The sequence below is a fragment of the uncultured Aquimarina sp. genome (assembly GCF_947495315.1).
Taxonomy (GTDB): Bacteria; Bacteroidota; Bacteroidia; order Flavobacteriales; family Flavobacteriaceae; genus Aquimarina.
In genome coordinates this window covers 1-23,506 of record NZ_CANLYD010000017.1, presented here as the reverse complement: position 1 = coordinate 23,506, position 23,506 = coordinate 1, and the positions used below count along the sequence as shown (strand labels likewise).

Here is a 23,506-nt window from a genome sequence, read left to right as displayed (position 1 = left end):
CAATGTTTGTATGATAAACAATTATCATTTTAGTTATAGCATACTGAGCAGCGGTAACCCATAACAGGAAACGGCAAGGTAATACATTACTTTAACAATCTTTCAGCTTCTTTTAAGATGGGAACAATTTTTGATGCGAATGAATCATCAATTTTATATTATGAAAAAACACTATCCAACATTGTTATTAGCTTTAGTTATTATTGTAACATCCTCCTGTTCTAAGAGCAATAAAGAACCTTATCAAATTCCTGAAAATTCTACCGAGCTTATTGCAGGAACATCGGGTAAAACCTGGAAAATAGCAAAAAGACATAATGATGGTACACGAATGAATATGGCAGGCTGCTTTTTATCATACAGAACTACCTATAATCCCGATATGACTATGAAAGATAATAATGGTGAACAACACGATTGTGGCCCATCTCTTATTGCCAATTGGGAAATCACACAAAGTAAAAAAGGGCATTACTTCATCAAACTACAAAGTGATCAACTACCTAAAATGATGAATATAGAAAAGAATTATAAGTCTTTTCAGATTACGTATCTAAGTAAAGACAGCCTACAATTACGCTACAGACATGCTCAGTTTTCTGGTCAGGTTCGTACGATTGTTGATTTATATGTTCAAGAAGATGTTATAGCTCCTAATCGAGATTTTCATAATAAATAACAGCTTATAAAGAACAATAGTACTTAAACTATCTCTAAGGTCATTTTCTCAAATCTATCTTTAGAAGATTCACACAATGCACATTGATAAGTTTCTGGTAAATCTTCAAACTCAGTTCCTGCTGAAATATTTGACACTGGATCGCCTATAGATGGATCGTATATCGTCTGGCAATCTTTGCATTGAAATACTTCGATCTCTGTTTTCTCATTTTTAGCTGGAATCCCTGCAAAACTTTCTTCGTCTCCTTCTCCCAAATTCTGGAAATAAGCTTTTGTCAATTCTAATAATATTGCGGGCAAATCCATTTGGTCTATATCCTGTGCATATACAATATAATTTCGTGTATTAGGGTCAAATTTCTTAGCATATAGAACATTATAGGTAGGTCTGATGACAAAATCTTTTATGGCCTCGGGTGTTTTATTTTCTTCTATAACAACCGATGTGAAATATCTTTTTTGATTACGCCTAATACTTATCGTAAAAGTCATACCGTAGGTACTAATATCATTTTGGTCAAAATTCATAACCAAGAATTTTTTTAGATCCAGTGCCTTCTGACTGGCTACCGGCAAATGCCAATTTAGCTCTAATGCAGAATGACGAACATTAATCCCAAACTGTCCCAAAAGTTTTTCCAGAGGTAATTTACATTCCTTCGGAATTCCTTTTATGATAAAGGATTTCCAAGGGGTTAAACATATTTTACCTATTCGATATTCGATACAAAATTCACAAAGTGCTTTAAGGAATTTTAGATCATATTGATTATTTCTCCAATACAGTCCCAACCAATATTGATTGATCCCCATTTTATTCATTCCTTCATAATACGGAAATGGTTTAAAACTAACACTTAGTGATTTTTCTATAACTCGATTATTAGTATCGATACTCTCATTTAGAAACTGAAAAAGTTCATCAACATTATTCACTTTCTGATATATTCTTTCGATTTCCTGAGCTACTTTTGCGATATCCCAGGTAAATATCAAAACCGGATAAAACACTTCTTCCCAACCTGGTAATTTTAGGAATAAATACCAATAATCTTCGTTTGCAGATGCAATAAAATTAAGATCTCCTGAGAATAAAGATACCATTTGTTGTTGTGGATCCGAAATATTAATTTTTAGCTTAGGTTTATATCTAAACTGTTCCAAAATGTATAAATATGTCGTACCACGTAACCAAACAGTAGAGTTAAAAATATCTATAGAAACGTAAGAACAGCTTATATTCTGTTCTGTTTCCGGAGCGAAAAAATCAGTATTGAATGATTCGTGTTCAGTGACTATATTTCCTTTAGCATCTTTGGATGGAAATATGATGTCTTGTCTGGATCCAAAATGAAAAGTTTCTAATCCTAGATCTTCTGCATACATAATGATTCGTTGCAATTCACTAGGTGATAAAATTCCACCTTTGATATTTACTCTATGCATAAATTCTTCCATACCTAAGCTAATTGCATTACGTTATTCAACACTTCTTTTACTTCGGGCTTACAACTACCACAACCTAATCCTGCTCCTGTTTTAATACACAGTTCTGAGAAATCTTCGCAGCCAGATTTTATAGCTTCTTCTAGATTACCTTCGCCCACCTGACTGCAGGAACAAATCAGTTTACCAAGTACAGGTTCATCGGGTTGTGATGATCTAAGTAATTCTTCTCTCTTTTCTGATAATTCTATTTTCTCTTCGATCAGCCTTTTAAAATCTGCAAACTCACTCTTATCTCCCATCAAAATTGCTCCTACTAACCAATCGTTTTTAACAATACATCGCTTATAAAATCGCTTGCCTACATCCATGAAAATAACTTCTTCGTAGGTGGGATCATCTTTTGGCATATCAATATTACCAATACTACAAAGATCCAAATCTTCAAATTTCAGAATATTCATAAATACAGACCCTCTATAAATTGCACTAAAATCTCCTAAAAGATACTTTGCTACCACATCAGCTTGTTGTTCTGCTGCAGCAGTAATTCCGAATAAATTACCTTCGAATTCGGCAATCTCTCCTACTGCAAAAATGTCTGGATCACTAGATTGTAAATATTGATTTACTACAATTCCACGACGACAAGTGACACCTTCAGCTTTCGCTAAATCAATATTAGGAATGGTACCAATAGAATAAACTACAGCATTACAAGTAAATGATTTACCTGATTTCAGGTTTACTAATAATGATCCGGAATCCTTATTAAATACGGTATCCACCTCATTATCAAAATGAATTTGTATCCCTTTTTCGCGTACATCCTCTGCCAACAAACGACTGGCTACAATATCTAGCTGGCGTTCCATCAATCGATTTCCTCGTTGTATAATAGTAATTTTCACTTCCTTTTTACGAAGTGCTGCTGCCAGTTCCAGACCTAATAGTCCGCCTCCCACAATAGTTACATGTTGTTCCTTTTCGGGCAAACCGGTATCATCGAGATATGTCTTTAGTTTATCCGCATCACCACGATCTCTCATAGTAAATCTCCCTGGCAAATGGATGGGTACTTCTTTTGGCACAAAAGCACGACTACCTGTAGCCATTAGCACCATATCATACTGATGTTTTTCTCCTTTGCTATCTACAAGATACTTTTCTTCTCTATTAATCTCAGCAACTGGATTACTTGTAGATAAAGTTACATTAAGAGATTCCATGCTACCTTCTCGCATCTTTTGTAATTGCTCCCAAGTAAGTTCTTCACTCACATATTCTGGTAGCAAAACACGGTTATAAAAAGGATACGGTTCTTTAGAAAATACGGTAATCTCATCTTCCATATTATGCTCTCTATACGTTTGTATAAAACGATATGCAGCAGTACCCGCTCCAATAATACAAATCTTCTGTTTTTCTTTTACAAATTTTGAAACCTGAACTGCAGAGAACTTAAAATCAGGTTCTTTGGAAATAGGATCAACAATACTGGTTGTTAGATTATTAGCTCTTCCATAATCATTTCCTAATACTTTACCCCAATGCATTGGTAAGAATACCACTCCCTTGCCAATAGTATCGCTGACCTTTACCTTAACCTGTACTTTTCCTCGTTTACTTTCTACTACAGCAATATCACCATCTTTCATCTTTCTGAGAAAAGCATCTACTTGATTCATTTCCAGGAAAGGATGTGGGATATGTGTTAATAATCTATTTACCTTACCCGTTTTGGTTCTAGTATGCCATTGATCACGAACTCTACCCGTTGTTAAGATCAATGGATGTTTCTCCGTTAATAATTCTGAAGTTGGTTTGGTAAATCTTGGCACTATAAACTTTGCATTACCTGTATCCGTATAAAAACGCTTATCCTCGAATAAACGTGCAGTTCCTAAATGATTGCTTTCTGGTACTGGCCACTGAAAACTACCTTCGCTTTTTAGTCGATCATAATTCAACCCAGTAATATCAATATTCGTACCCTTAGTCAATCGACAATGTTCTTTGTACACCTCTTCTACCGATGTGTAATCAAATCCGCGGTATCCCATTCGTTGTGCAAACTTCCAAAGAATTTCTGAATCCGGTAACGCTTCTCCAGGAGGATCAACTACCTTATTCAAATACGTAATACGGCGCTCACTATTGGTCATCGTTCCTTCTTTTTCCGCCCAACCTGCAGCGGGCAAAACTAAATCAGCATATTCTAAGGTTTCTGAACGATGTGAAATATCCTGAACCACGACAAACTTGGCATTTTGTAAAGCTTTTTCTACCTTATTGGCATTAGGTAGACTTACTAACGGATTTGTACAAATAATCCATACTGCTTTTAGCTTTCCACTTTCCAGAGCATCAAACATCTCTGTAGCTGTTAATCCAGGTTTCTCAGAAATTTCTTTTCCTCCCCAAAAATTAGCAACTTCTGTTCTATGTTCTTTATTACCTAAATCTTTATGGGCTGCCAGTAGGTTCGCCATTCCTCCTACTTCTCTACCTCCCATCGCATTAGGCTGACCTGTTAATGAAAATGGACCAGATCCTGGTTTTCCGATATGACCCGTAAGTAGGGATAAATTTAAAAGCGCATTATTTTTATTGACTCCTATGGAACTCTGGTTTAATCCCATCGCCCAAAGTGTTATAAACCCTTTAGCATTGCTTATGTAAGAAGCTGCTTTCTTAATATCAGCTACAGTAATTCCACAAACTTTTGCGGCTTCTGTTAATGAAGTGGACTGCAAAGACTCTTTTAGCAATTCGTAATTATCTGTGTGGTTTGCTATAAAATTTTTATCAATTTTTCTTCGATCGATTAATCGTTTAGCAATGGCATTATATAATACAACGTCTGTACCAGGTATGATTTGTAAATGTAAATCCGCAATATCGCAAGATTGCGTTTTTCTTGGATCCACTACAATGATTTTAGTATCCGGATTTTGTTCTTTATGTGCTTCAATTCTTCTGTATAAAATTGGGTGGCACCAAGCAGGATTAGCTCCAGCAATCATAAAACAATCCGCTAATTCTATATCATCATACGCAATCGGAACGCTATCTTCGCCTAACGCCTGTTTGTATCCCACAACCGCAGAACTCATGCATAATCTAGAATTAGTATCTACATTATTAGTCCCAATAAATCCTTTGGTCAGTTTGTTTACCAGATAATACTCTTCGGTAAGACATTGTCCAGAAACATAAAACCCTACACTATCAGGTCCATATTTATCAATAATAGTATTAAAAACTGCCGTTGCACGATCAAAAGCCTGATCCCAGGATACTCGCTGACGCTCATGTCCTTTACTCCATCGCATTTCTGGATACAAAATCCTATCACTCTTATCCTGAACTACATGATGCAAGTTCATTCCTTTAGAACATAACATTCCTTTGTTCACAGGATGATCGGGATCTCCCTCTACGGTAATCACCCCCTTAGCATCCTTTTTAGCTATTATTCCACAACCAACACCACAATACGAACAGGTAGTCTTATAAGATTTAAATGCCATAAAAGAGTTTTGTTACAATTAAACACAATCACAAAATTAAGTATTATTACTTAAAACTAAACCAAATTATAGGAGAAGACTTCAAATAGCGTGGTGAATTATGAAATCCATAAAAGAATATATCAAAAAAACACTTTTCGAAAAAAAGTAGCATAATGATTCACTAATATTTAAAATTAAAAACCAACTCAAAGCACTGTATTATATATAAAAAACAAATGACTACAATCTTTCGCCCAGGTTTAATCTCATGTATTCCGCAAGGCCTATATGTTGCGTATAATTATCATTTTTGCAAAAAAAGAACAGAATAAAACGATTATCACAAAACGTACAAATTAAGTTCAAATACGTATTTTTAAGAGTAATGTAACATCGCAAATTTAAAATTGATTTATTATCAATAAAAAAGTTAAATAAACTAATTATAGTCAATATATATAATTTTTATAGACAAAAAATAGACTTTAAAACATTTTTATTGAATATTTCATATTTGTGTTTTACTAACTATTCGAATATATTTGAAACAAAATTAAGTATAAGTACTTAATTTTGTTTCACTTTTAAAAAACGTAATTATGGAAAAACGCACAATTGAATTGGTACAAACATCCTTTAGTAAAGTTGCACCTATTGCGGAGGTTGCCGCAGGAATTTTTTACGATAAACTTTTCGAATTGGATCCTGAATTAAAAAAGATATTCCCAGCTGACGATGCAGAAGCGATGAAAGGACAAGGAAACAAATTAATGACTATGCTTTCTTCTGCAGTAGCAGGGCTAAGTAATATAGATAGACTTATACCGATATTACAAGATTTAGGAAAAAGACATGTTGATTACAAAGTAGAATCTTCTCATTATGACACAGTAGGCGCTGCATTACTAAGTACTTTGGAAACTGGACTTGGAGAAGATTTTACACCAGAAGTAGAAACGGCCTGGGCTGATACCTATGGCGTTATGGCATCTGTTATGAAAACCGCTGCATATGGAGAGGTTGCATAGAAATATTAATAAAAGTAATTAACATAAAACACAACAAAATGAATCATCTAAAAGCAAAGGGAATATTTTTATTACTAGTAACAGGATATTCTGTTATTCTTCAATCCTGTGGCGGCGTACCAGAAGAAATGGCATCTAATGAATCATCAGACAAAGTACTAGCTGTTGCAGATGTACTTACGTTAGTTTCAGAAGAAAATGATATCACAAGAACATTATACACTAAAGGAATTGTAGGAGCTGGAAAAAAACAAGGATTAAAATTCGATGAAGACTGGCAGGATGACGAAGTAGAAGCTGGTCCGCTTCCTGCGTTATTTTTAAGAGGAATTTCTTCTGATATTCGAAAAAGTGATGTACCGCTAGGACTATACTTAGGTTCTGATTTCCCTATTAATGCGTCAAACAAATTTCAAGGAAAGCAAGCAGAGCTATTTGCTAAAATAAAGACGGATCAAAAACCACAACATTTCTACGAAGAAGATCAGAAATTATACACTTCTATGTTTGCAGATCTTGCTGTAGCTGCTCCTTGTGTTAACTGCCACAACGATCATAAAAGCACCACAAAAACCGATTGGAAACTAGGTGACGTCATGGGAGCAACAACCTGGCAATACCCTTCTGACTCTTTATCATACAAAGAAGCTATAGGGGTTATAAACGCATACAGAAATGGCACAAAAGCTATCTACAATGCCTATCTCGAAGAAATAGCTGCTTTTAAAAACGATAGCACAAAACCACAAATCGGTAATAAATGGCCTTCTAAAGGTTTCTATCTACCAACAGCAGAAGTATTTATTGACAGTGTAAGAAAATTAGCTTCCTATCATAGTCTTGAGAAATTATTGCTTGCTGACAACAAGAAAACAACCAAAACAAAAGACTTAGCTTCTAATTAAAAATGAATAGTTCGGATAGAGTGAAAAAATCATATAGTTTTTTGTTTATTGGATGTAGTCTATTTGTGTTTTATATCCTCCAATACCTTTTAGATCTAAAGTGGCAATGGTTATACGATCTACAACTCGATGAAGAATACAAACGATGGTCTGGAGTATTTGTTGGAGCATTCATACTGTTTCAATGGATACTTACCCTGACCAGAGTTTCCAAAAAATTAAGAAAACATGCTATCCGTTTTACAACCTTACACAAGTGGATTGGGGTCGTTTCACCAATATTTTTCTATATACACGCATTAGAGTTTGGATATGGATATCTGGCGCTGTTATCCTATATATTTTTCATTAATATGATTTTAGGCACAGTCAATCTCGATATTATTAAAAGTCAGAAAGAATGGATCTTTAAATCCTGGATGGTCACCCATGTACTACTCTCTGTAGTAATTACATTTTTAGTAGTTTTTCATATTGGTGTTGTGTTTTATTACGAATAAAAAAAACAAAGTATTATGCTGTTAACTGTCAAAGAGATAATTCACGAAACCGAAGATGCCGTTAGTGTTATTCTTAACAAAGGTGGATTCTTTAACAAAATCAAATACAAACCAGGGCAATTTCTTACTGTAAAAATCCCAATTGAAAATAAAATTGAAAAAAGAGCCTACTCTTTTAGCAGTAGTCCATTCACAGATAAATTTCTAAGAATAACTGTCAAGAAAGTACAAAAAGGATTAGTTTCTAATTACATCTGTGAAAAATTAACAGCAGGACAAAAAATAGAAATTGAAAAACCCGCAGGTAGTTTTTACATAGAACCTGATAAAAAAGCAAAACACAACTATGTCTTTTTTGCTGGAGGAAGTGGTATAACACCAATATTTTCTATTATTAAAACTGTTTTAGAAAAAGAACCTCTATCCAAAATCGTTTTGATTTACGCCAATAAAAATGAGGAATCTATCATATTCAAAAAAGCACTTGAAGATCTTGAAGAAAAGTATCCAGAACGCTTAAGCACTCAACACGTACTAGAAAAAAACAACTCTAACAAATCAAACTACCATCAAGATTTGTTAAATGAAGAGCTTATTACGGAAATTATGGAGACACATATGCTAAACTACGCTGATGGGAAATACATGATGTGTGGCCCACAAGGTTTTATGGATAAAGCCAAAGAAATATTAGCAAACAATGGTATTACTAGAAATCAAATTAAACTAGAAGCCTTTAGTGCCAATTTTGTAACATCCAGTGATGCTAAAGACTTAATAAGCAATGTAGTTATCTACCAGGAAAAAAAGAAGCATCAGATAAGTGTTCCGGGAGACAAAACAATCCTGCAAGCGGCAATGTCAGAAAACATTATGCTACCCTACTCTTGTAGATCAGGTATGTGTAGCAGCTGTAAAGCAAAATGTGTAAAAGGAAAAGTAAAAATGATAGATGGTCACTTTTTATCAGAAGAAGAAGTTGCTAACGGAGATATTTTAACCTGCATAAGCTTTCCAGCTTCTAGCAACGTTAGCATCAGCTTCCTAAACGACTAAAAACTATATGTTTAGCAAAAATCCACTACGAAAAAGACAACGGATTGGCTCTATAATTGGAATCACCATCGGTATCATTATATATATTGTTTTACCACTAAAACAAACAGAAGACTTTTTAAGCTTGGGTCCACTTAATACAGGTCATGAAGGCTTGTCTTGTAACGCGTGCCATACCGATGCAAAAGGAAATTTAATGCAACAATTACAATCTAATATAGCTTACACATTCGGAATGCGTAAAACCAAAGCTGATTTCGGAACTGAAAATGTGGACAACAAAAAATGTCTGGAATGTCACGACAGGCCTAATGACCGCCACCCTACGCATCGTTTTCTGGAACCTAGATTTAAAGAAGCAATTGCCAATATAAACGCTACAGAATGCGAAACCTGTCACAGAGAACATAATGACACCAGAATAGTTCTTAAAAATGCAGCATTTTGTGTCAATTGCCACTACGACTTAGAAGTAAAGAATGATCCTATCGATACACCGCACGAAGAACTGATTGCCAATAAACAATGGAATACTTGCTTACAGTGTCACGATTTTCATGGGAATCACATTTATAAAGTAGCAGAAAAAATGAAAGATACCATTCCTTTAGAGAAAATTCAGGAATACCTAAAAGGAGGAGTTGATCCTTTTTCTAACAAAAAGAAACATCAACCATTAAGTGAAGAAGAATGGTTAAAAATGAAAAAGAAATACTCCGTCAAATGACGCCCTAAAACATTTGAACCAAAAAAAACACAACATGAACTCAACTGACATAATCAAACTAACATTCATATTAGCACTGTTTATTACTTTTTCCTCTTGTAACGGAGAACCAAAACAACAGTGCAATATCCCTAAAAATACAACTTACAAAGAACAAATAGCATCACTAATTGAAGTTCATTGTTTTAAATGTCACGCTCCGGATGTCTATAAAGAAAAGGCCTCAAGAAATAAAATTTTTGACTACCAGAGCTTAAAAAAAATGGGAGAAAGCGGACAATTGATAGGGTCTATTACCCACGCCCAAGGATTCATTCCTATGCCTTATCGAAAAGGATTTAAAATCGATAGCTGTGCGATAGAAGTGATCAAAAAATGGGTTGAACTAGGCATGCAAGAATAATGCTATTGATATCAAGAACAGAAGGAAGAGATTAAAAGATCATAGGATATAAAAAAACCACTATTGAAACACGTATTAAACATACTTTTTTCTAATCGCACAAGCGGAATATTATTGATTGTATTTGCAATTACAATGGCTTCAGCAACCTTCATAGAGAATGACTACGGAACCGAAACCGCCAAAGCACTGGTTTACAATGCAAAATGGTTTGAAATATTAGTACTTCTTCTTGCTTTTAACTTTATAGGTAATATTACTAAATACAATCTTTTTAGCTGGGAAAAAGCCCCTGTCTTTTTATTCCATATAGCATTCATTATAATAATTCTAGGTTCTGGAATCACTAGATACAGAGGTTATGAAGCATTAATGACCATAAAAGAAGAAACTGCCAGCAACAGGATGATCTCAATAGATAGTTACCTGCAACTGGAGGCAGGTAATGGTTCACTTAACAAGAATTTTACCAGCAACCCGATTTTTATGAGTGAACTTGGGTTTAATAATATTAGTGAGCATTACGATTTTGAAAATAAGAATATTAAGGTAAACCTAAAGAAATATATCCCCAGAGCACATTACAGCCTCAAAGATACTACTCAAGGAGCAACTTATCTACACATTGTAATTGCAGACAGTGATGAGCGAAAAGATTTTTACGTCAAAAAAGGAACACGAGAAACCATTTATGGAATCCCAATCGCTTTTGAAAGCTCACATAAATCAAAGAATGATATTTTTATCACTAAAAAGAATGACACTTGGTTAGCATCATTTCCAGAAGACACGAATTACTTTTCTATGACATTAAACAAAGCCAGTTTTTATCCCAAAGACACTCTTGTACCATTACAATTTAAAGCACTTAGCGAAATCAACAATACACCCATAGTTTTCAACCAAATATCGGAAAACAAATATTTAGAAATCATTTCAAAGGAAAAAGATTCAGAAATTAAAAACCCGGAAGCCGCTATCATAGTATCCTTAGAATCGGGTAAAGAAACAAAGGAAATTACATTATTTGGAGGTCCTGGATACATGAATCCCTATAGCACCTTATTTATAAATGGTATTCATATAAACCTGCGATATGGTTCCAAACCCATTAAACTCCCTTTCTCTATTTTTCTAAAAGACTTTATACTAGAACGGTACCCAGGATCTAATAGCCCATCAGCTTTTTATAGTAATGTAGAAATTCAAGAAAAAAACAGATTTTTTGATTACACTATTTTTATGAATAATGTCCTGAATCATAAAGGATATCGCTTTTTTCAATCTGCTTATCTTCCTGATGAAAGCGGTACTATTCTTTCTGTAAACCGCGATTATTGGGGAACGTTCACTACCTATCTTGGTTACGCATTATTAGCTCTGGGAATGCTACTAAGTCTATGCTGGAAAAGTTCTCATTTCGGATTAACACTAAAACTATTAAGTTGAAAAAAAACGTCCTATTTAGTGTTTTAAGCCTTCTACTGCTTTTTGTAAACCAAACACAAGCACAACAATTACATTACTTAGAACCCTATGAATTAATTAGCAGACAACTCATTAAAACTACCCATACAGAAAAATTTGCCACTGTTCAGGTTCAAGATTTCCAAGGAAGAATAAAACCAATTAGTACATTATCATTAGAATTGATCAGAAAAATCCATGGCAAAAGCAGCTTCAGTTATATTGATAAAGAAAACAAAAAACAACAACTTACCCCTACGCAAATATTCTTAGGAATGCAGTATAAGCCAGATTCCTGGCAATTGATAGAGTTTATTAAAATTGAAAAAAAAGCAATTAACGAGCTAAAAGAATTAATAGCCATCAATACCTTAGGGTATACAAGTGCTTCACAGTTTTTTGATTTTCAGGGCAACTATAAACTTGAATCTCTGGTTAATAAAGCCTATGCAAAAGCTCCGGGGAAACGTTCAGTTTTTGACAAAGATATTATTAAAATCGACGAACGCATCAACATTATTTGGGGGATCTTCAATGGGCAATTTCTTAAGATTTTTCCTAAAAAAAATGACGCATCCTTGAAATGGTATGCGCCGACAGATAAAGAAGTAACATTCCATGAAGATGATCACCTTTTTTATTCAAAAATCATCCCTACCTACTTTACAAATCTTACGATTGGTATTAAAAATGGAGATTGGCAAAAAGCAGATGAAACTATTGAGTTAATCAAAAGCTTTCAGAAAAATAACGGAACAACAGTTATAGTATCAGAGACAAAAGTAAATTTAGAGATCTGGCTTAACAACAACCCTATATTTTTATGGTGTCTTATCGGATATTCTTGCCTGGGAATAGTATTGATACTTCTTAGCTTTGTAGCAATATTTAAACCTAACAACAACCCACTCAAAAAAATCATTGACTGTGCACTCTTTTTGATATTTATTCTATTCATCTTACAAGGCTTAGGTATCATGCTACGTTGGTATGTTTCAGGACATGCACCATGGAGCAATGGTTACGAAGCAAGTATATTCATTGCATGGATAGGAATGCTTGCAGGATTCATTTTTTACAAAAAAAGCTCATTTGCTCCAGCTGCATCATCCATATTAGCTATCTGCTTAATTGGTATTGCCCACGGAAGCTTAATGAATCCAGAAATCACTAATTTAGTTCCTGTGCTAAAATCATATTGGCTGCTAATTCACGTGGCGATCATAACCGGTAGTTATGGTTTTTTAGCTCTGGGATCTCTTCTTTCATTAATTTCTCTGCTACTAATGTGCATTAACACCTTTTCTGACCGTACGGAGACAGAAAATACAATAAAGAAACTTACCAATATTAATCAAATCACTAGTACAATTGGTTTATACATGTTAACTATCGGTACTTTTCTGGGAGGTATTTGGGCAAATGAATCATGGGGAAGATATTGGGGTTGGGACCCAAAAGAAACCTGGGCTCTGATAAGTATTATTATCTATTCATTTGTACTTCATATAAGAATCATGATTCCTAAAAACTACATATATATCTACAATGTATGTAGCTTATTCGCTTTAGGAAGTCTTATCATGACTTTTTTTGGGGTAAACTATTACTTATCGGGATTACATTCTTATGCAAAAGGAGATCCTTTTCCCATCCCTTATTGGATATATATTATCATACCTGTAGCTTGTATTATTTCGATAATACCATTAATCAAAAAAAAAAAAAAGTATTATAAAAAAAGCCGGTTACAACTTCTCATAACCGGCAACACAAGAAACACTTAAAGCTACTAGTCTTTAAGGTTTCAAACACTAAATCATTTAGGATAAATCCTATATATTTTTTATAAATACTAACGTACGTATTGTTTTATCAAATAAGCAAAAGTTGTTTCTTTACAGAAGGTATTTCCCATTCTTTAATGAGTACAAAAAAACCATATCCAAAGAAAATAAGCTCTGCTTGTTTCAATATTAGACTAAATATACCAATATTCCACAAACAGAGCTTATAACTTATTCCTTTTTGGAAAAATTTATGAACTATAACGTTACAGCTTAAGCAGCTTTTTCAATTTTTCTCAATAAACCGATTTCTATATACTCTTTTATCTTATCGGCTTTTTTAATTTTTCCAGTATCGATCGGCAACCATCCATCTATTTTAATCATGTCATTAGGATTACTACTAAAAAACATTTCATACTCATACGCATCCGAATTATTATTTACTCCATATGACTCTGGACTATTTTTGACTTTATTAGTGATCCGTTTTTTTACGATTTCTATTTTTGATGCAAAATTCAGATTACCAGTATCTCTGCTTACTTCTACTTCTAAAAACTCTGTAATAGCTTCGGTGATTAATTCATTTACTTTCATTATTCATCTCATTTTTGGGTTAAACTTTATTTAATCATGAAATTGGTTAAGCACACTATTTTATTAACGAAAATTTAATAACTAATGTTTGTTAGCTTAAGGAGCTTCCGATCCTTCTTAGTAATCCAATTTCTATATATTCGTCTATTTTATCAGCTTTTTCAATCCTACTAGTATCAATAGGAATCCATCCATCAATTTTAATCATATCATTAGGATTACTGCTAAAAAACATTTCATATTCATATCCCTCGAAACCGCTCACCATTCCATAAGCATCTGGGCTATTTTTGACTTTATTAGTAATACGCTTTTTTACGATTTCTATTTTGGAAGAGAAATCAAGATTTCCAGTATCCCTATGTACCTCAACATCTAAAAACTCCGTAATTGATACCATTATCAACTCTTCTATATTCATACTCCTTCTTTTTTATTTTTCCTAAACAACTATCCCTAATTTTTATAGGGTATTTTTGATAAAAATTAAACTTAACAGCAATATACCCCTATAAATATGATACAAATCTATACATAAAACACATAAAAAAACAAATGACCCCTAAAAAATTAGGGGTATACTATAAATTATTGCGTTTTAACAAAAAAACATTTAGTTAAATTATTTTTTCTGCAATTTGAATAAGTGAAATTTTGAGATTTAGTAAGCGTAGTAGTTATAATACAAGCTTATTTAAGCATTACTAACATAAAATGGTAAATAAAAAACACCTTATACTGTCATTTATGCCTAAACAACAATATAAGGTGTATACTAAGAATTGAATTTTTTTTTACAAAACCCTAATGCTCTAGAAAATTTATCAAATGTTCCCTATATTTATAATAGTCAGGATGCTCTAAAACATCTTTTCTTAAACGAGGGCGCTCAAAATCGATTTCCAGTATATCCCCAACTTTTGCTCTTGGACCACTTGTCATCATAATTACCCGATCTGCTAAAAAAATAGACTCATCAACATCATGAGTAATCATAATAGCCGTAATTTTTTCCTGATTCCAAACCTCTATCAACACATCTTGCAATTCTCCTCTAGTAAGAGAATCTAACATCCCGAATGGCTCATCTAACAACAAAACCTTTGGCTTTAGTGCAAATGCCCGAGCAATTCCAACACGTTGCTGCATCCCTTGAGACAGTTCCTTTGCCTTCTTATGCATAGCGTCTTCCAAACCTACTTTTGATAGATAATATTTTACAATATCATCTCTATCTTTTTTCGTTCCATGTCCAAATACCTGTTTAACACCCAACATCACATTATCATATGCGGTCATCCAAGGCAACAAACTAGGAGACTGAAATATAACTCCCCGATCGGGACCAGGACCTCTAATTGTTTGATTATCCGCTACAATTGTTCCTCTAGAAATAGGATTAAGCCCAGCAATCATAGTAAGTAATGTAGATTTACCGCAACCTGAGTGACCAATTATAGAGATAAACTCCTCATGTTTTACTTTTAAATCAAGATCGTCTAAAACTACATAATCTCCTTTAGGTGTTGGGTAGATTTTAGTTAACTGAGAAATATCCAACATATACTTATCCTCAAACAATCCGTTATGTGATCTTCTTACCTCTTTTAATTCTTTTAATGTTTCCATTTTACTCTATTTTAGCTAAAACTTATTCTCCTAAAAGGTGTGATTTTAACTCTGGGTTTGATATCAGGCAACACATGATTGCTTTCTTTTTTAGAAGCTCTTTGTTCTCCTATTTGAATAAGATATTCCATAATACCATTACGGAGTTGCTTATAGTCTTCATTATGATTAAGTGCTGCTTTATCTCTGGGCCGCTCCAGATTGATTTTATACTCAGGCCCGAGTGTAGCTTTAGGTCCAGGCTTTAACGGAATGATCCGATCTGCCATTAAAATCCCTTCATCCACATCATTAGTAATCAATAAAGCCGTCTTCTTATCCTTGTTCCAGATATTAAGAATTTCCTCTTGCAGATTCCCTCTAGTTAAAGCGTCTAATGCACTTAATGGCTCATCCATCAAAATCACATCAGGACTCATAGACAAGGCTCTAGTAACAGATACACGTTGTCGCATACCCCCAGAAAGTTCTTTTGGCAATTTACCAATAGCAGGAGAAAGATTTACCATCTCGACATAATCCTCTACACGTTTACTTCTATCTTTTTTAGACATTTTCTTAAAAGCCTCCTTCACTGCCATACCCACATTATTGCGGACGTTCAACCAAGGTAATAATGAGTAATTCTGAAAAATAACTCCTCTCTCATGACTCGGTCCTGTTACTGATTCTCCTTTAAATAAAACCTGACCTTCATCAGGCATTAACAAACCGGATATAAGATTTATCAAAGTAGTCTTTCCACTACCAGTAAAACCGACAATGGCAACAAATTCTCCTTCTTCAATCTCTAAATTAATATTAGACAGCACTTGTGTACGATCTTTTCCGGTTCCAAAAGATTTAGATACATTTCTTAATTCTATATACGCCATAATCTATGTTTTAAGCAGTTTCTTCAGTAAAAGTGACAAACTTTTGTATCGTTAACATGATGCGATCCAATAGAAATCCTATAATACCAATTACAAACATTGCTACGATAATTTTAGAGTTAGAGTCATTCGCTCCATTCTGAAATTCCTCCCAAACAAAAGATCCTAATCCCGGACTTTGTGCTAATAATTCTATAGCAATTAATACCATCCAGGCTACGGATAAAGTAATTCTTAATCCTGTAAATATTAAAGGAAATGAAGATGGTAAAATAATCTTAAACACTTTTTGAGCAACACTTAACTGAAGCACCTTAGCTACATTTATATAATCTTTATCAACAGAAGACACTCCCATACTTGTGTTCACTAAAGTCGCCCACATGGAACACAATCCAACACTTATAAATGAAATAATAAAGGAACTATCAGAATCAGAACCACGAGTTAATGTTTTTACAATCATAAACACCAATAATAACCAAACAACAGGAGAAACCGGTTTAAAAATCTGAATTAGCCAGTTTACTGATGATCTTAGTGTTTTACTTAATCCCAACATAATACCGATAGGAACCGCAATGAATAATGCTAATAAAAACCCTGCAAACACCGTCTTGAGACTTGTAAGTATCTGATCTACAAATGATGGTCTTCCGGTATATGTAATTGGAGCTAACCCTTGCGCTTCTCTTTGAGCATTTGTTACAGCTACTTTTTCAGCAAAAGCCGTCTTTTTATCAGATATAACCATATGATCTGCCAAAAGTGACTCATAAGCAGTCCAAACTTGGGCCGGTGATGGCAATGTATTAGGCTGACAACTTATATCGCCTGATTCAATACAAGTACGCATCTCTAATGCTGCTGCTGCTCCTTGATCGGTTAAAGCCTTTTCGATTCGCGCATCTTTTTCAACATTATAAAGATACGTAGCACCAGAATGCCATAACAGCAAAAACAATCCTACTGATAATAACGGTAATAATACTTTTTTAAATAAAGCAATTAAATTCTTCTTTATTTCCTCGCCAGTAGCCAACCGTATGGCCGGTTCAAAAAAACCTAATCCCACAAAATTGAGAATATGTATAGACCTATCTTTCATTTTATTTTATTTAAAACTTACTTCTCTTTCATTATTTCACTAATGCTATATCATATTCTGCACTAGAGTTCATTTGATTCTTTTGTATGGAAGAGAAATAAAAAGGGAGATCCCTTTTTATTTCTCAATGCTTGAAACACCTTCCACATTCTCTTTATTTCCAATACCAAAACTATTGATGTATCCTATTGGATCTTTTGCATCATATTTATTACCATCAATAAAATCAGTAGTAGCAGGCTTATAACCATCCGTTTTAGGTAATTCTGAAGCCTCAAGATGACCTTCATCAACTAAGAGCTTAGCCGCTTTTGTCCAGATATCAGGACGATAGATATCTTTAATGGTTTTATCATACCATGCCGCAGGTTTACTATCAGGAATTTGCCCCCATCGTCTCATTTGAGTCAGAAACCATATACCATCAGAGAAGAAAGGATATGTAGCATCGTGCCTGTAGAACACATTAAAGTCTGGCATCTCTCTCTTATCTCCTTTTTCGAACTCAAAAGTCCCAGTCATAGAATTCGCCAATACCACTTCATCTGCTCCAACATATTCTGGCATTGATAATATTTTTACAGCTTCTGGACGGTTACCTGGAGTATCCAACCATTTACCTGCTCTAATCAACGCCTTAGTTACAGCGGTTGCAGTATTAGGATACTGCTCTACAAACTTCTTAGTCATCACAAACACTTTCTCCGGATTGTTTTTCCAGATATCATAATTGGTAACTACAGGAACGCCAATTCCTTTAAAAACAGCTTGTTGGTTCCAAGGCTCTCCCACACAGTATCCATATATTGTACCTGCCTCAAGTGTTGCAGGCATTTGTGGTGGCGGAGTTACAGAAAGTAATACATCTGCATCAATTTGCCCTTGAATATTATCTTTAGAATACATACCAGGATTGATCCCTGCTGCAGCTAACCAGTACCTTATTTCATAGTTATGTGTAGATACCGGAAACACCATTCCCATCTTAAAAGCCTTTCCATCATTTTTATAAGATTCTATTACAGGCTTCAATGCGTCGGCAGAAATAGGATGGATAGGTTTTCCGTCTTCACCTTTCGGTACATTAGGTTTCATTTTAGACCAAACATCATTAGATACCGTTATACCATTACCGTTTAAATCCATGGAAAAAGGAGTTACTAATTCTGCTTGTCTACCAAAACCTGCACCAGCTGCTATAGGCTGTCCAGCTAACATATGAGAACCATCCAGCTGCCCATCGATAACACGATCCAATACATTTTTCCAGTTTGACTGGGCCTCTACAGAAACAAACAATCCTTCATCTTCAAAAAAGCCTTTTTCTTTAGCTATTGCCAAAGGAGCCATATCCGTTAGCTTTATAAAACCAAAAGTTAATTGTGGTTTTTCTATAGTCAGCTTGGATGCTTCTTCTTCTAAACTCGCATCACTTGATGCAATTTCTTTTTTCTTTTCTCCTGCACAGGACATCAATGTAAAAACGGCGAGTACTGCTATAATTTTAAAATTAAGTTTAATCATAATTTGTTGTTTTTATTATTCAGCTAATAGAACAAAACAAAATTAAGTATAAATACTTAATTTAATATATAAAAAATACGTATTTAACTAAGTATTCCATATTTACAAAAATTATTAGTCAAATATTATTTTCTATAAAAAATTATCCGTCTATTTCTGAGAGAATCGCAATACGCTCAAAACAAACCTTAACAAAAACCTTAAAAACCAATACACTATAAAACCTCAATCATAGAAAAAAAGTCAAAAAACAACTAATACCATTCATTAGTATCTACTATAAATAATTAAAATATTCTTTAGAATTATTAATAACCTATACACTACACGCGTTTTGATTCTGTGTTGATTTGAATTAATTAAGTTTCGTCGAATTTAATTCGGCATTGTTATAACCAGAACAAAAGGCTTTTATATAGATGAGAAAATCATCTACATAAAAGCCTTTTTCATTTAACACTTAACTATATAGAAACCTTAGCTTGGCACAGCAACACCTTTTATCTCATGCTCTATAGCTTTTTCATCTTCAGTAGAAAATTTTATTGTTAAAGAAACAATTGCTGTTAGAACCACAAAACCTCCTATTAAAAAATATCCTTCAGACACAGCTTCTGAAGAAGCAATTGCCTGAGCTGCATCCATCGCTTCTTGTCCTAGATTCTGGTTTTTTGAAATGGCTAATTTCTCAGCTACTGCAGATTTAGATTTCAATACCATCGCAGCAACAAAAGCCCCTACATTTCCTCCAGCTCCAACAATTCCAGAAATAGATCCTATTGCCTTTTTATTAATAAAAGGAACGACGGAAAACGTAGCTCCTTCTGCCATCTGAACGGTTAAACTAAAACCTACCAAAAAGATAATACCAAATGCTAATCCATTCATTCCTGAAAACAAGGAAAGCATAAGCCCTTCTACCGCAAGAATAACTGCTAAAAATAATACACGCCCGCGTAATCCTTTTAGTTTTCCAAATTTATCTCCAAAAAAACCTCCTAATGTTCTTGCAAAAATATTCATTAAAGCAAAAGAAAGAACTAAATTCCCTGCTGTAGTCCTCTCTAATCCAAAAGTATTCTGAAGATAATCATCCATAGTACCATAAACAGTTAACTCCATACCAAAACAAGCAGCATACACTACAAAAAGAATCCAAACTCTATAATCCTTAATAGCGGACAAAAAACTAATTTCATCTTTTTTTGATTGAGGCAAAGCTCCTTTAGCTTTTAATTCTTTATAATTTCCGTTTGGAGTATCCTGTGTAAAAAAGTAATACACAATCCCCATTAAAAAACAAACAATACCAGCAACCACCATACAATATCTCCAGGCTTCGGTCTCTGCCACACCAAAACTCACCACAGCAGCTGCTATAAGAGGCATACCTAATCTATTTGCTCCACCACCAAGATTACCCCATCCGGCAGAAGTTGCATTAGCCGTACCCACTATATTCGAAGCGAACATAATAGATGTATGAAATTGTGTTATTACGAATGATGCACCTATAAAACCAATAAACAACCTACATATAATAAACTGTAACGGAGTTTGCACCAAACCCAATAAGATTACAGGAATGGCACCTAGCATTAATAACCAAGTATAACAGATACGAGGTCCATATTTATCACATAATTTACCTATCAAAAGCCTGGCGAAAACCGTTCCAGTAACAGCCACAATAATAGAGTTCCATTTTTGATCCGGTGTTAAACCCAAATCTCTAATCACATCAGGCATAAAAGGAACAATACCAAACCAAGCAAAAAAGCATAAGAAAAAAGCTATTGAAGTTATCCAGAAAGTCCGAATAGGTAGACTCTTTAAGTTTAAAAGTTTTAGTGTTGTAGACCTTCCTAAGACATCCATATTTAAATTATTTTGATGTTAAAATTTTTTATTAATTATAAATTGCACATCAAAACTAAGTATAAACACGTACTAAAAATAAATTTTAATCAAAAAAGTAAGTATTTAAAATTTTAATTACGTATTTGTTAATTTTAGAACTAGATAATTACAAGATTAATAATAAAATCTTCTAGAATCACAAATCCCATCTTAAACAATTATCAAACAGATTGATAACTTTTTAAACATACTATAATTATGGCTTTACCATATATCGATTAAAAGACAAAAAGTTCGTTGAAAAACTAAGTATCAAATATTTGGTTTTGTCAAAAAAAAATAAGTATTTTGGGAAAAAGACCCCTTTTAAACGTAGATATTTTCCCTCATAATAAACTAGTATTAAACCCAATTTAATACTGTCAATCCCTATAAATAATTCAATTAAAATGTAAAAACTTACTTATGAAAAAGAAGAAAACTAAAATTCTATTAACTATTTGTGTCATCCTTTTTACTTGTAACCTTGTATTCTCGCAATCCAACAACTACGGCGCTATTACTTACGGAAAAGCAATAAACATATCCGGGAAGCAACGAATGTTATCCCAGAAAATGTCTAAAGCTTATTTGTTAATTGCGAAAGGAATAAGTGATGCAGCGATAAAGAAAGAATTAAATTCTAGTAAATTTATTTTTGAAAAACAATTACAAATATTGACGAAAAATGCAACAAGCTCTTCAGTTAAGTTATCCATAAAAAAAGTGGAGCAATTATGGGGAGTTTTCAAAGAAGTTATTACAAGCACACCAAGTCCTCAAAATTGCTTAAGAATAATGAAAATGAATACATCACTATTAAAAGCATGTAATGATGTCGTTGTCAGTATTGAAAACAATTTCAGCTACAATAATCAATTTTTCCAAAATAAAAACAAGGAATTGGTAAACACAATAAATGTGTCAGGAAAGCAACGAATGCTTTCTCAAAGATTATGTTTATACTACACAGCCTCTACAATGTTTACACAGGAAGGCCCTGAATATAGAAAAGTATTAACTAGCGTATATACCGAATTTGATACTGTAATAGGAAATTTATTAATTAGTAGTTATAACAGTACTGAAATCGAGGAAGAACTAGGATCTATTATGGCTTTATGGGAGAAATTCCAAACAAATCCAAAGGGTTTACTTAATGGAGAGTTTCAGCTACAAGAAATATTTGCAACCACTAACCAGCTAACCAAATCATTTAATAAAATCACTGGTTTGTACGAAGGTATTTCTAATAATTAAATACAAAATAATACGGTCAGGAAATCATATTGTATTTTCTGGCCGTATTACTTAGCTCCAGTACATTTTTAACACCCATTTTTTTCATCAAGTTAAAGCGATGCACTTCTGTAGTTCTTTTACTTATATCTAGTTCTGCTGCAATATCCTTATTAGTCATACCAGAAACGGCTAACTTTAGTATTTGACTTTCTCTTTTTGTAAGATCAAACGGATTCTGATTTACGTTCTTGCTCTCTACAGTTAATTGAACTATTTCCTCTTCACTCTTATTGTCTAAACCCTTAAGCAAATTCTTAACCAATATTGAGGACACATCTCCACTAAAATACTTATTCCCTTTACTTACGGTCGATAATGCTTTAAGAAACTCTTCTTTACCAGCATCCTTCAACAAATAACCATCAGCTCCGGCGTTTATAGATTGTAGAATATATTCATCAGAATCATGCATAGACAACATGATAGTTTTAGATGACACCGACAGCGCTGTAAGTTGCTCTACTGTTTCAATACCAGACATTTCTGGCATTCTTATATCACAGATTACTATATCCGGTTGTAAGGATTGAACCAAATCTATAGCTTCTCGCCCATCAGATGCCTCCCCAATCACCTCATATTGTTTTTCATCTTCCAAAAGCGAACGAATACCATCTCTTACTAAAAAATGATCATCTACCAATACAATACTAACCATATTTCTTAATACCTAATTAAACTGATCTTTTTCGCCAAAGTTGTTAATCCATCAAATATATGAATAATTCAAAAATAGCTTCACAAAATTAATAATCTTAAAATTATAATTAAGTATTTTTATCTAATAAAAACTTAAAAAATAAGTATTAATACTTAGATTTGTTGCTCAATTAATGTATCAGCTAATAGAATTAATTGAAAAGAATATACCAATAGTGTGGGTAGCACGCTCATGCAACAAACGAAAAACTTAAGAGATGAAAAACAAGTTACATTATACTATACTACTATTATTAGTATTAGTATCTAAGGGGAAAGCTCAGGAATTAAGTATTGATTTAGATTTTAGAGATCGATTTGAATATCGTCATGGATTCAATAGTCTGGTTCCCCA

At 33.6% G+C, this 23,506-nt stretch carries 20 protein-coding genes; 10 read left to right on the top strand and 10 right to left on the bottom strand.

Annotation, left to right across the window (positions count from 1 at the left end):
* The first annotated feature begins 160 nt into the window (after nucleotides 1-160).
* Entirely contained in the window at nucleotides 161-679 is a 519-nt protein-coding gene (locus Q0910_RS23295) for a lipocalin family protein (RefSeq protein WP_299222149.1), read from the top strand.
* 23 nt (nucleotides 680-702) lie between these two features.
* Here the strand turns inward: Q0910_RS23295 and Q0910_RS23290 are convergent, their stop codons facing one another.
* Both Q0910_RS23290 and Q0910_RS23285 read right to left on the bottom strand, forming a co-directional pair.
* Nucleotides 703-2,139, bottom strand: coding sequence for a rubredoxin (locus Q0910_RS23290; protein ID WP_299222147.1), 1,437 nt, complete (start codon nucleotides 2,137-2,139; stop codon nucleotides 703-705).
* Nucleotides 2,140-2,141: 2 nt separating this feature from the next.
* Entirely contained in the window at nucleotides 2,142-5,660 is a 3,519-nt protein-coding gene (locus tag Q0910_RS23285; protein ID WP_299222146.1) for a nitrate reductase, read from the bottom strand.
* Between the two features lie 581 nt (nucleotides 5,661-6,241).
* Here Q0910_RS23285 and Q0910_RS23280 point away from each other — a divergent pair.
* The 8 genes from Q0910_RS23280 (at nucleotide 6,242) to ccsA (ending at nucleotide 13,515) form a co-directional block, all read left to right on the top strand.
* A complete protein-coding gene (locus Q0910_RS23280) occupies nucleotides 6,242-6,670 on the top strand; it encodes a globin family protein (RefSeq protein WP_299222145.1) in 429 nt (142 codons plus the stop codon).
* Between the two features lie 38 nt (nucleotides 6,671-6,708).
* Nucleotides 6,709-7,575 (top strand): DUF3365 domain-containing protein, encoded by an 867-nt coding sequence (locus Q0910_RS23275; protein ID WP_299222144.1) that lies wholly within the window; start codon nucleotides 6,709-6,711, stop codon nucleotides 7,573-7,575.
* Between the two features lie 2 nt (nucleotides 7,576-7,577).
* Nucleotides 7,578-8,075 (top strand): hypothetical protein, encoded by a 498-nt coding sequence (locus Q0910_RS23270; RefSeq protein WP_299222142.1) that lies wholly within the window; start codon nucleotides 7,578-7,580, stop codon nucleotides 8,073-8,075.
* Between the two features lie 15 nt (nucleotides 8,076-8,090).
* Nucleotides 8,091-9,131 (top strand): ferredoxin--NADP reductase, encoded by a 1,041-nt coding sequence (locus Q0910_RS23265; RefSeq protein WP_299222141.1) that lies wholly within the window; start codon nucleotides 8,091-8,093, stop codon nucleotides 9,129-9,131.
* A 7-nt stretch (nucleotides 9,132-9,138) separates the two neighbouring features.
* The gene (locus Q0910_RS23260; protein WP_299222139.1) at nucleotides 9,139-9,858 is read left to right on the top strand and encodes a cytochrome c3 family protein; all 720 of its coding nucleotides are present in this window, start codon (nucleotides 9,139-9,141) and stop codon (nucleotides 9,856-9,858) included.
* A gap of 34 nt (nucleotides 9,859-9,892) precedes the next feature.
* On the top strand, nucleotides 9,893-10,261 hold the full coding sequence (locus Q0910_RS23255; RefSeq protein WP_299222138.1) for a hypothetical protein: 369 nt from the start codon (nucleotides 9,893-9,895) through the stop codon (nucleotides 10,259-10,261).
* Nucleotides 10,262-10,324: 63 nt separating this feature from the next.
* Nucleotides 10,325-11,710 (top strand): cytochrome c biogenesis protein ResB, encoded by a 1,386-nt coding sequence (locus Q0910_RS23250; protein WP_299222136.1) that lies wholly within the window; start codon nucleotides 10,325-10,327, stop codon nucleotides 11,708-11,710.
* Nucleotides 11,707-13,515: a cytochrome c biogenesis protein CcsA gene (gene ccsA / locus Q0910_RS23245; RefSeq protein WP_299222134.1), complete on the top strand. Its 1,809-nt coding sequence runs from the start codon at nucleotides 11,707-11,709 to the stop codon at nucleotides 13,513-13,515. Before Q0910_RS23250 ends, ccsA begins: the two co-directional genes overlap by 4 nt.
* A 273-nt stretch (nucleotides 13,516-13,788) precedes the next feature.
* Here the strand turns inward: ccsA and Q0910_RS23240 are convergent, their stop codons facing one another.
* The 7 genes from Q0910_RS23240 to Q0910_RS23210 all read right to left on the bottom strand — a co-directional run bounded on the left by Q0910_RS23240 (nucleotide 13,789) and on the right by Q0910_RS23210 (nucleotide 21,129).
* Nucleotides 13,789-14,115 (bottom strand): hypothetical protein, encoded by a 327-nt coding sequence (locus Q0910_RS23240; protein ID WP_299222133.1) that lies wholly within the window; start codon nucleotides 14,113-14,115, stop codon nucleotides 13,789-13,791.
* 91 nt (nucleotides 14,116-14,206) lie between these two features.
* The gene (locus Q0910_RS23235; RefSeq protein WP_298547782.1) at nucleotides 14,207-14,536 is read right to left on the bottom strand and encodes a hypothetical protein; all 330 of its coding nucleotides are present in this window, start codon (nucleotides 14,534-14,536) and stop codon (nucleotides 14,207-14,209) included.
* Nucleotides 14,537-14,919: 383 nt separating this feature from the next.
* A complete protein-coding gene (locus Q0910_RS23230; RefSeq protein ID WP_299222131.1) occupies nucleotides 14,920-15,744 on the bottom strand; it encodes an ABC transporter ATP-binding protein in 825 nt (274 codons plus the stop codon).
* Between the two features lie 11 nt (nucleotides 15,745-15,755).
* Nucleotides 15,756-16,619 carry an ABC transporter ATP-binding protein gene (locus Q0910_RS23225; RefSeq protein ID WP_299222129.1) on the bottom strand — a complete coding sequence of 288 codons (864 nt, stop codon included), beginning with the start codon at nucleotides 16,617-16,619 and terminating at the stop codon, nucleotides 15,756-15,758.
* A gap of 10 nt (nucleotides 16,620-16,629) precedes the next feature.
* Complete coding sequence (locus Q0910_RS23220) at nucleotides 16,630-17,727, bottom strand: ABC transporter permease (protein ID WP_299222127.1); 1,098 nt, start codon at nucleotides 17,725-17,727, stop codon at nucleotides 16,630-16,632.
* Nucleotides 17,728-17,844: 117 nt separating this feature from the next.
* The gene (locus Q0910_RS23215; protein WP_299222125.1) at nucleotides 17,845-19,251 is read right to left on the bottom strand and encodes a CmpA/NrtA family ABC transporter substrate-binding protein; all 1,407 of its coding nucleotides are present in this window, start codon (nucleotides 19,249-19,251) and stop codon (nucleotides 17,845-17,847) included.
* Between the two features lie 477 nt (nucleotides 19,252-19,728).
* Nucleotides 19,729-21,129, bottom strand: a complete 1,401-nt coding sequence (locus Q0910_RS23210; protein WP_299222124.1) for an MFS transporter — start codon at nucleotides 21,127-21,129, stop codon at nucleotides 19,729-19,731.
* Nucleotides 21,130-21,576: 447 nt separating this feature from the next.
* On the opposite strand from Q0910_RS23210, the gene Q0910_RS23205 reads away from it, so the two are divergent.
* Nucleotides 21,577-22,410: a type IV pili methyl-accepting chemotaxis transducer N-terminal domain-containing protein gene (locus tag Q0910_RS23205; RefSeq protein WP_299222123.1), complete on the top strand. Its 834-nt coding sequence runs from the start codon at nucleotides 21,577-21,579 to the stop codon at nucleotides 22,408-22,410.
* Between the two features lie 16 nt (nucleotides 22,411-22,426).
* Here Q0910_RS23205 and Q0910_RS23200 read toward each other — a convergent pair whose 3' ends face one another.
* Nucleotides 22,427-23,110 (bottom strand): response regulator transcription factor, encoded by a 684-nt coding sequence (locus tag Q0910_RS23200; RefSeq protein ID WP_299222121.1) that lies wholly within the window; start codon nucleotides 23,108-23,110, stop codon nucleotides 22,427-22,429.
* Nucleotides 23,111-23,506 lie beyond the last annotated feature (396 nt).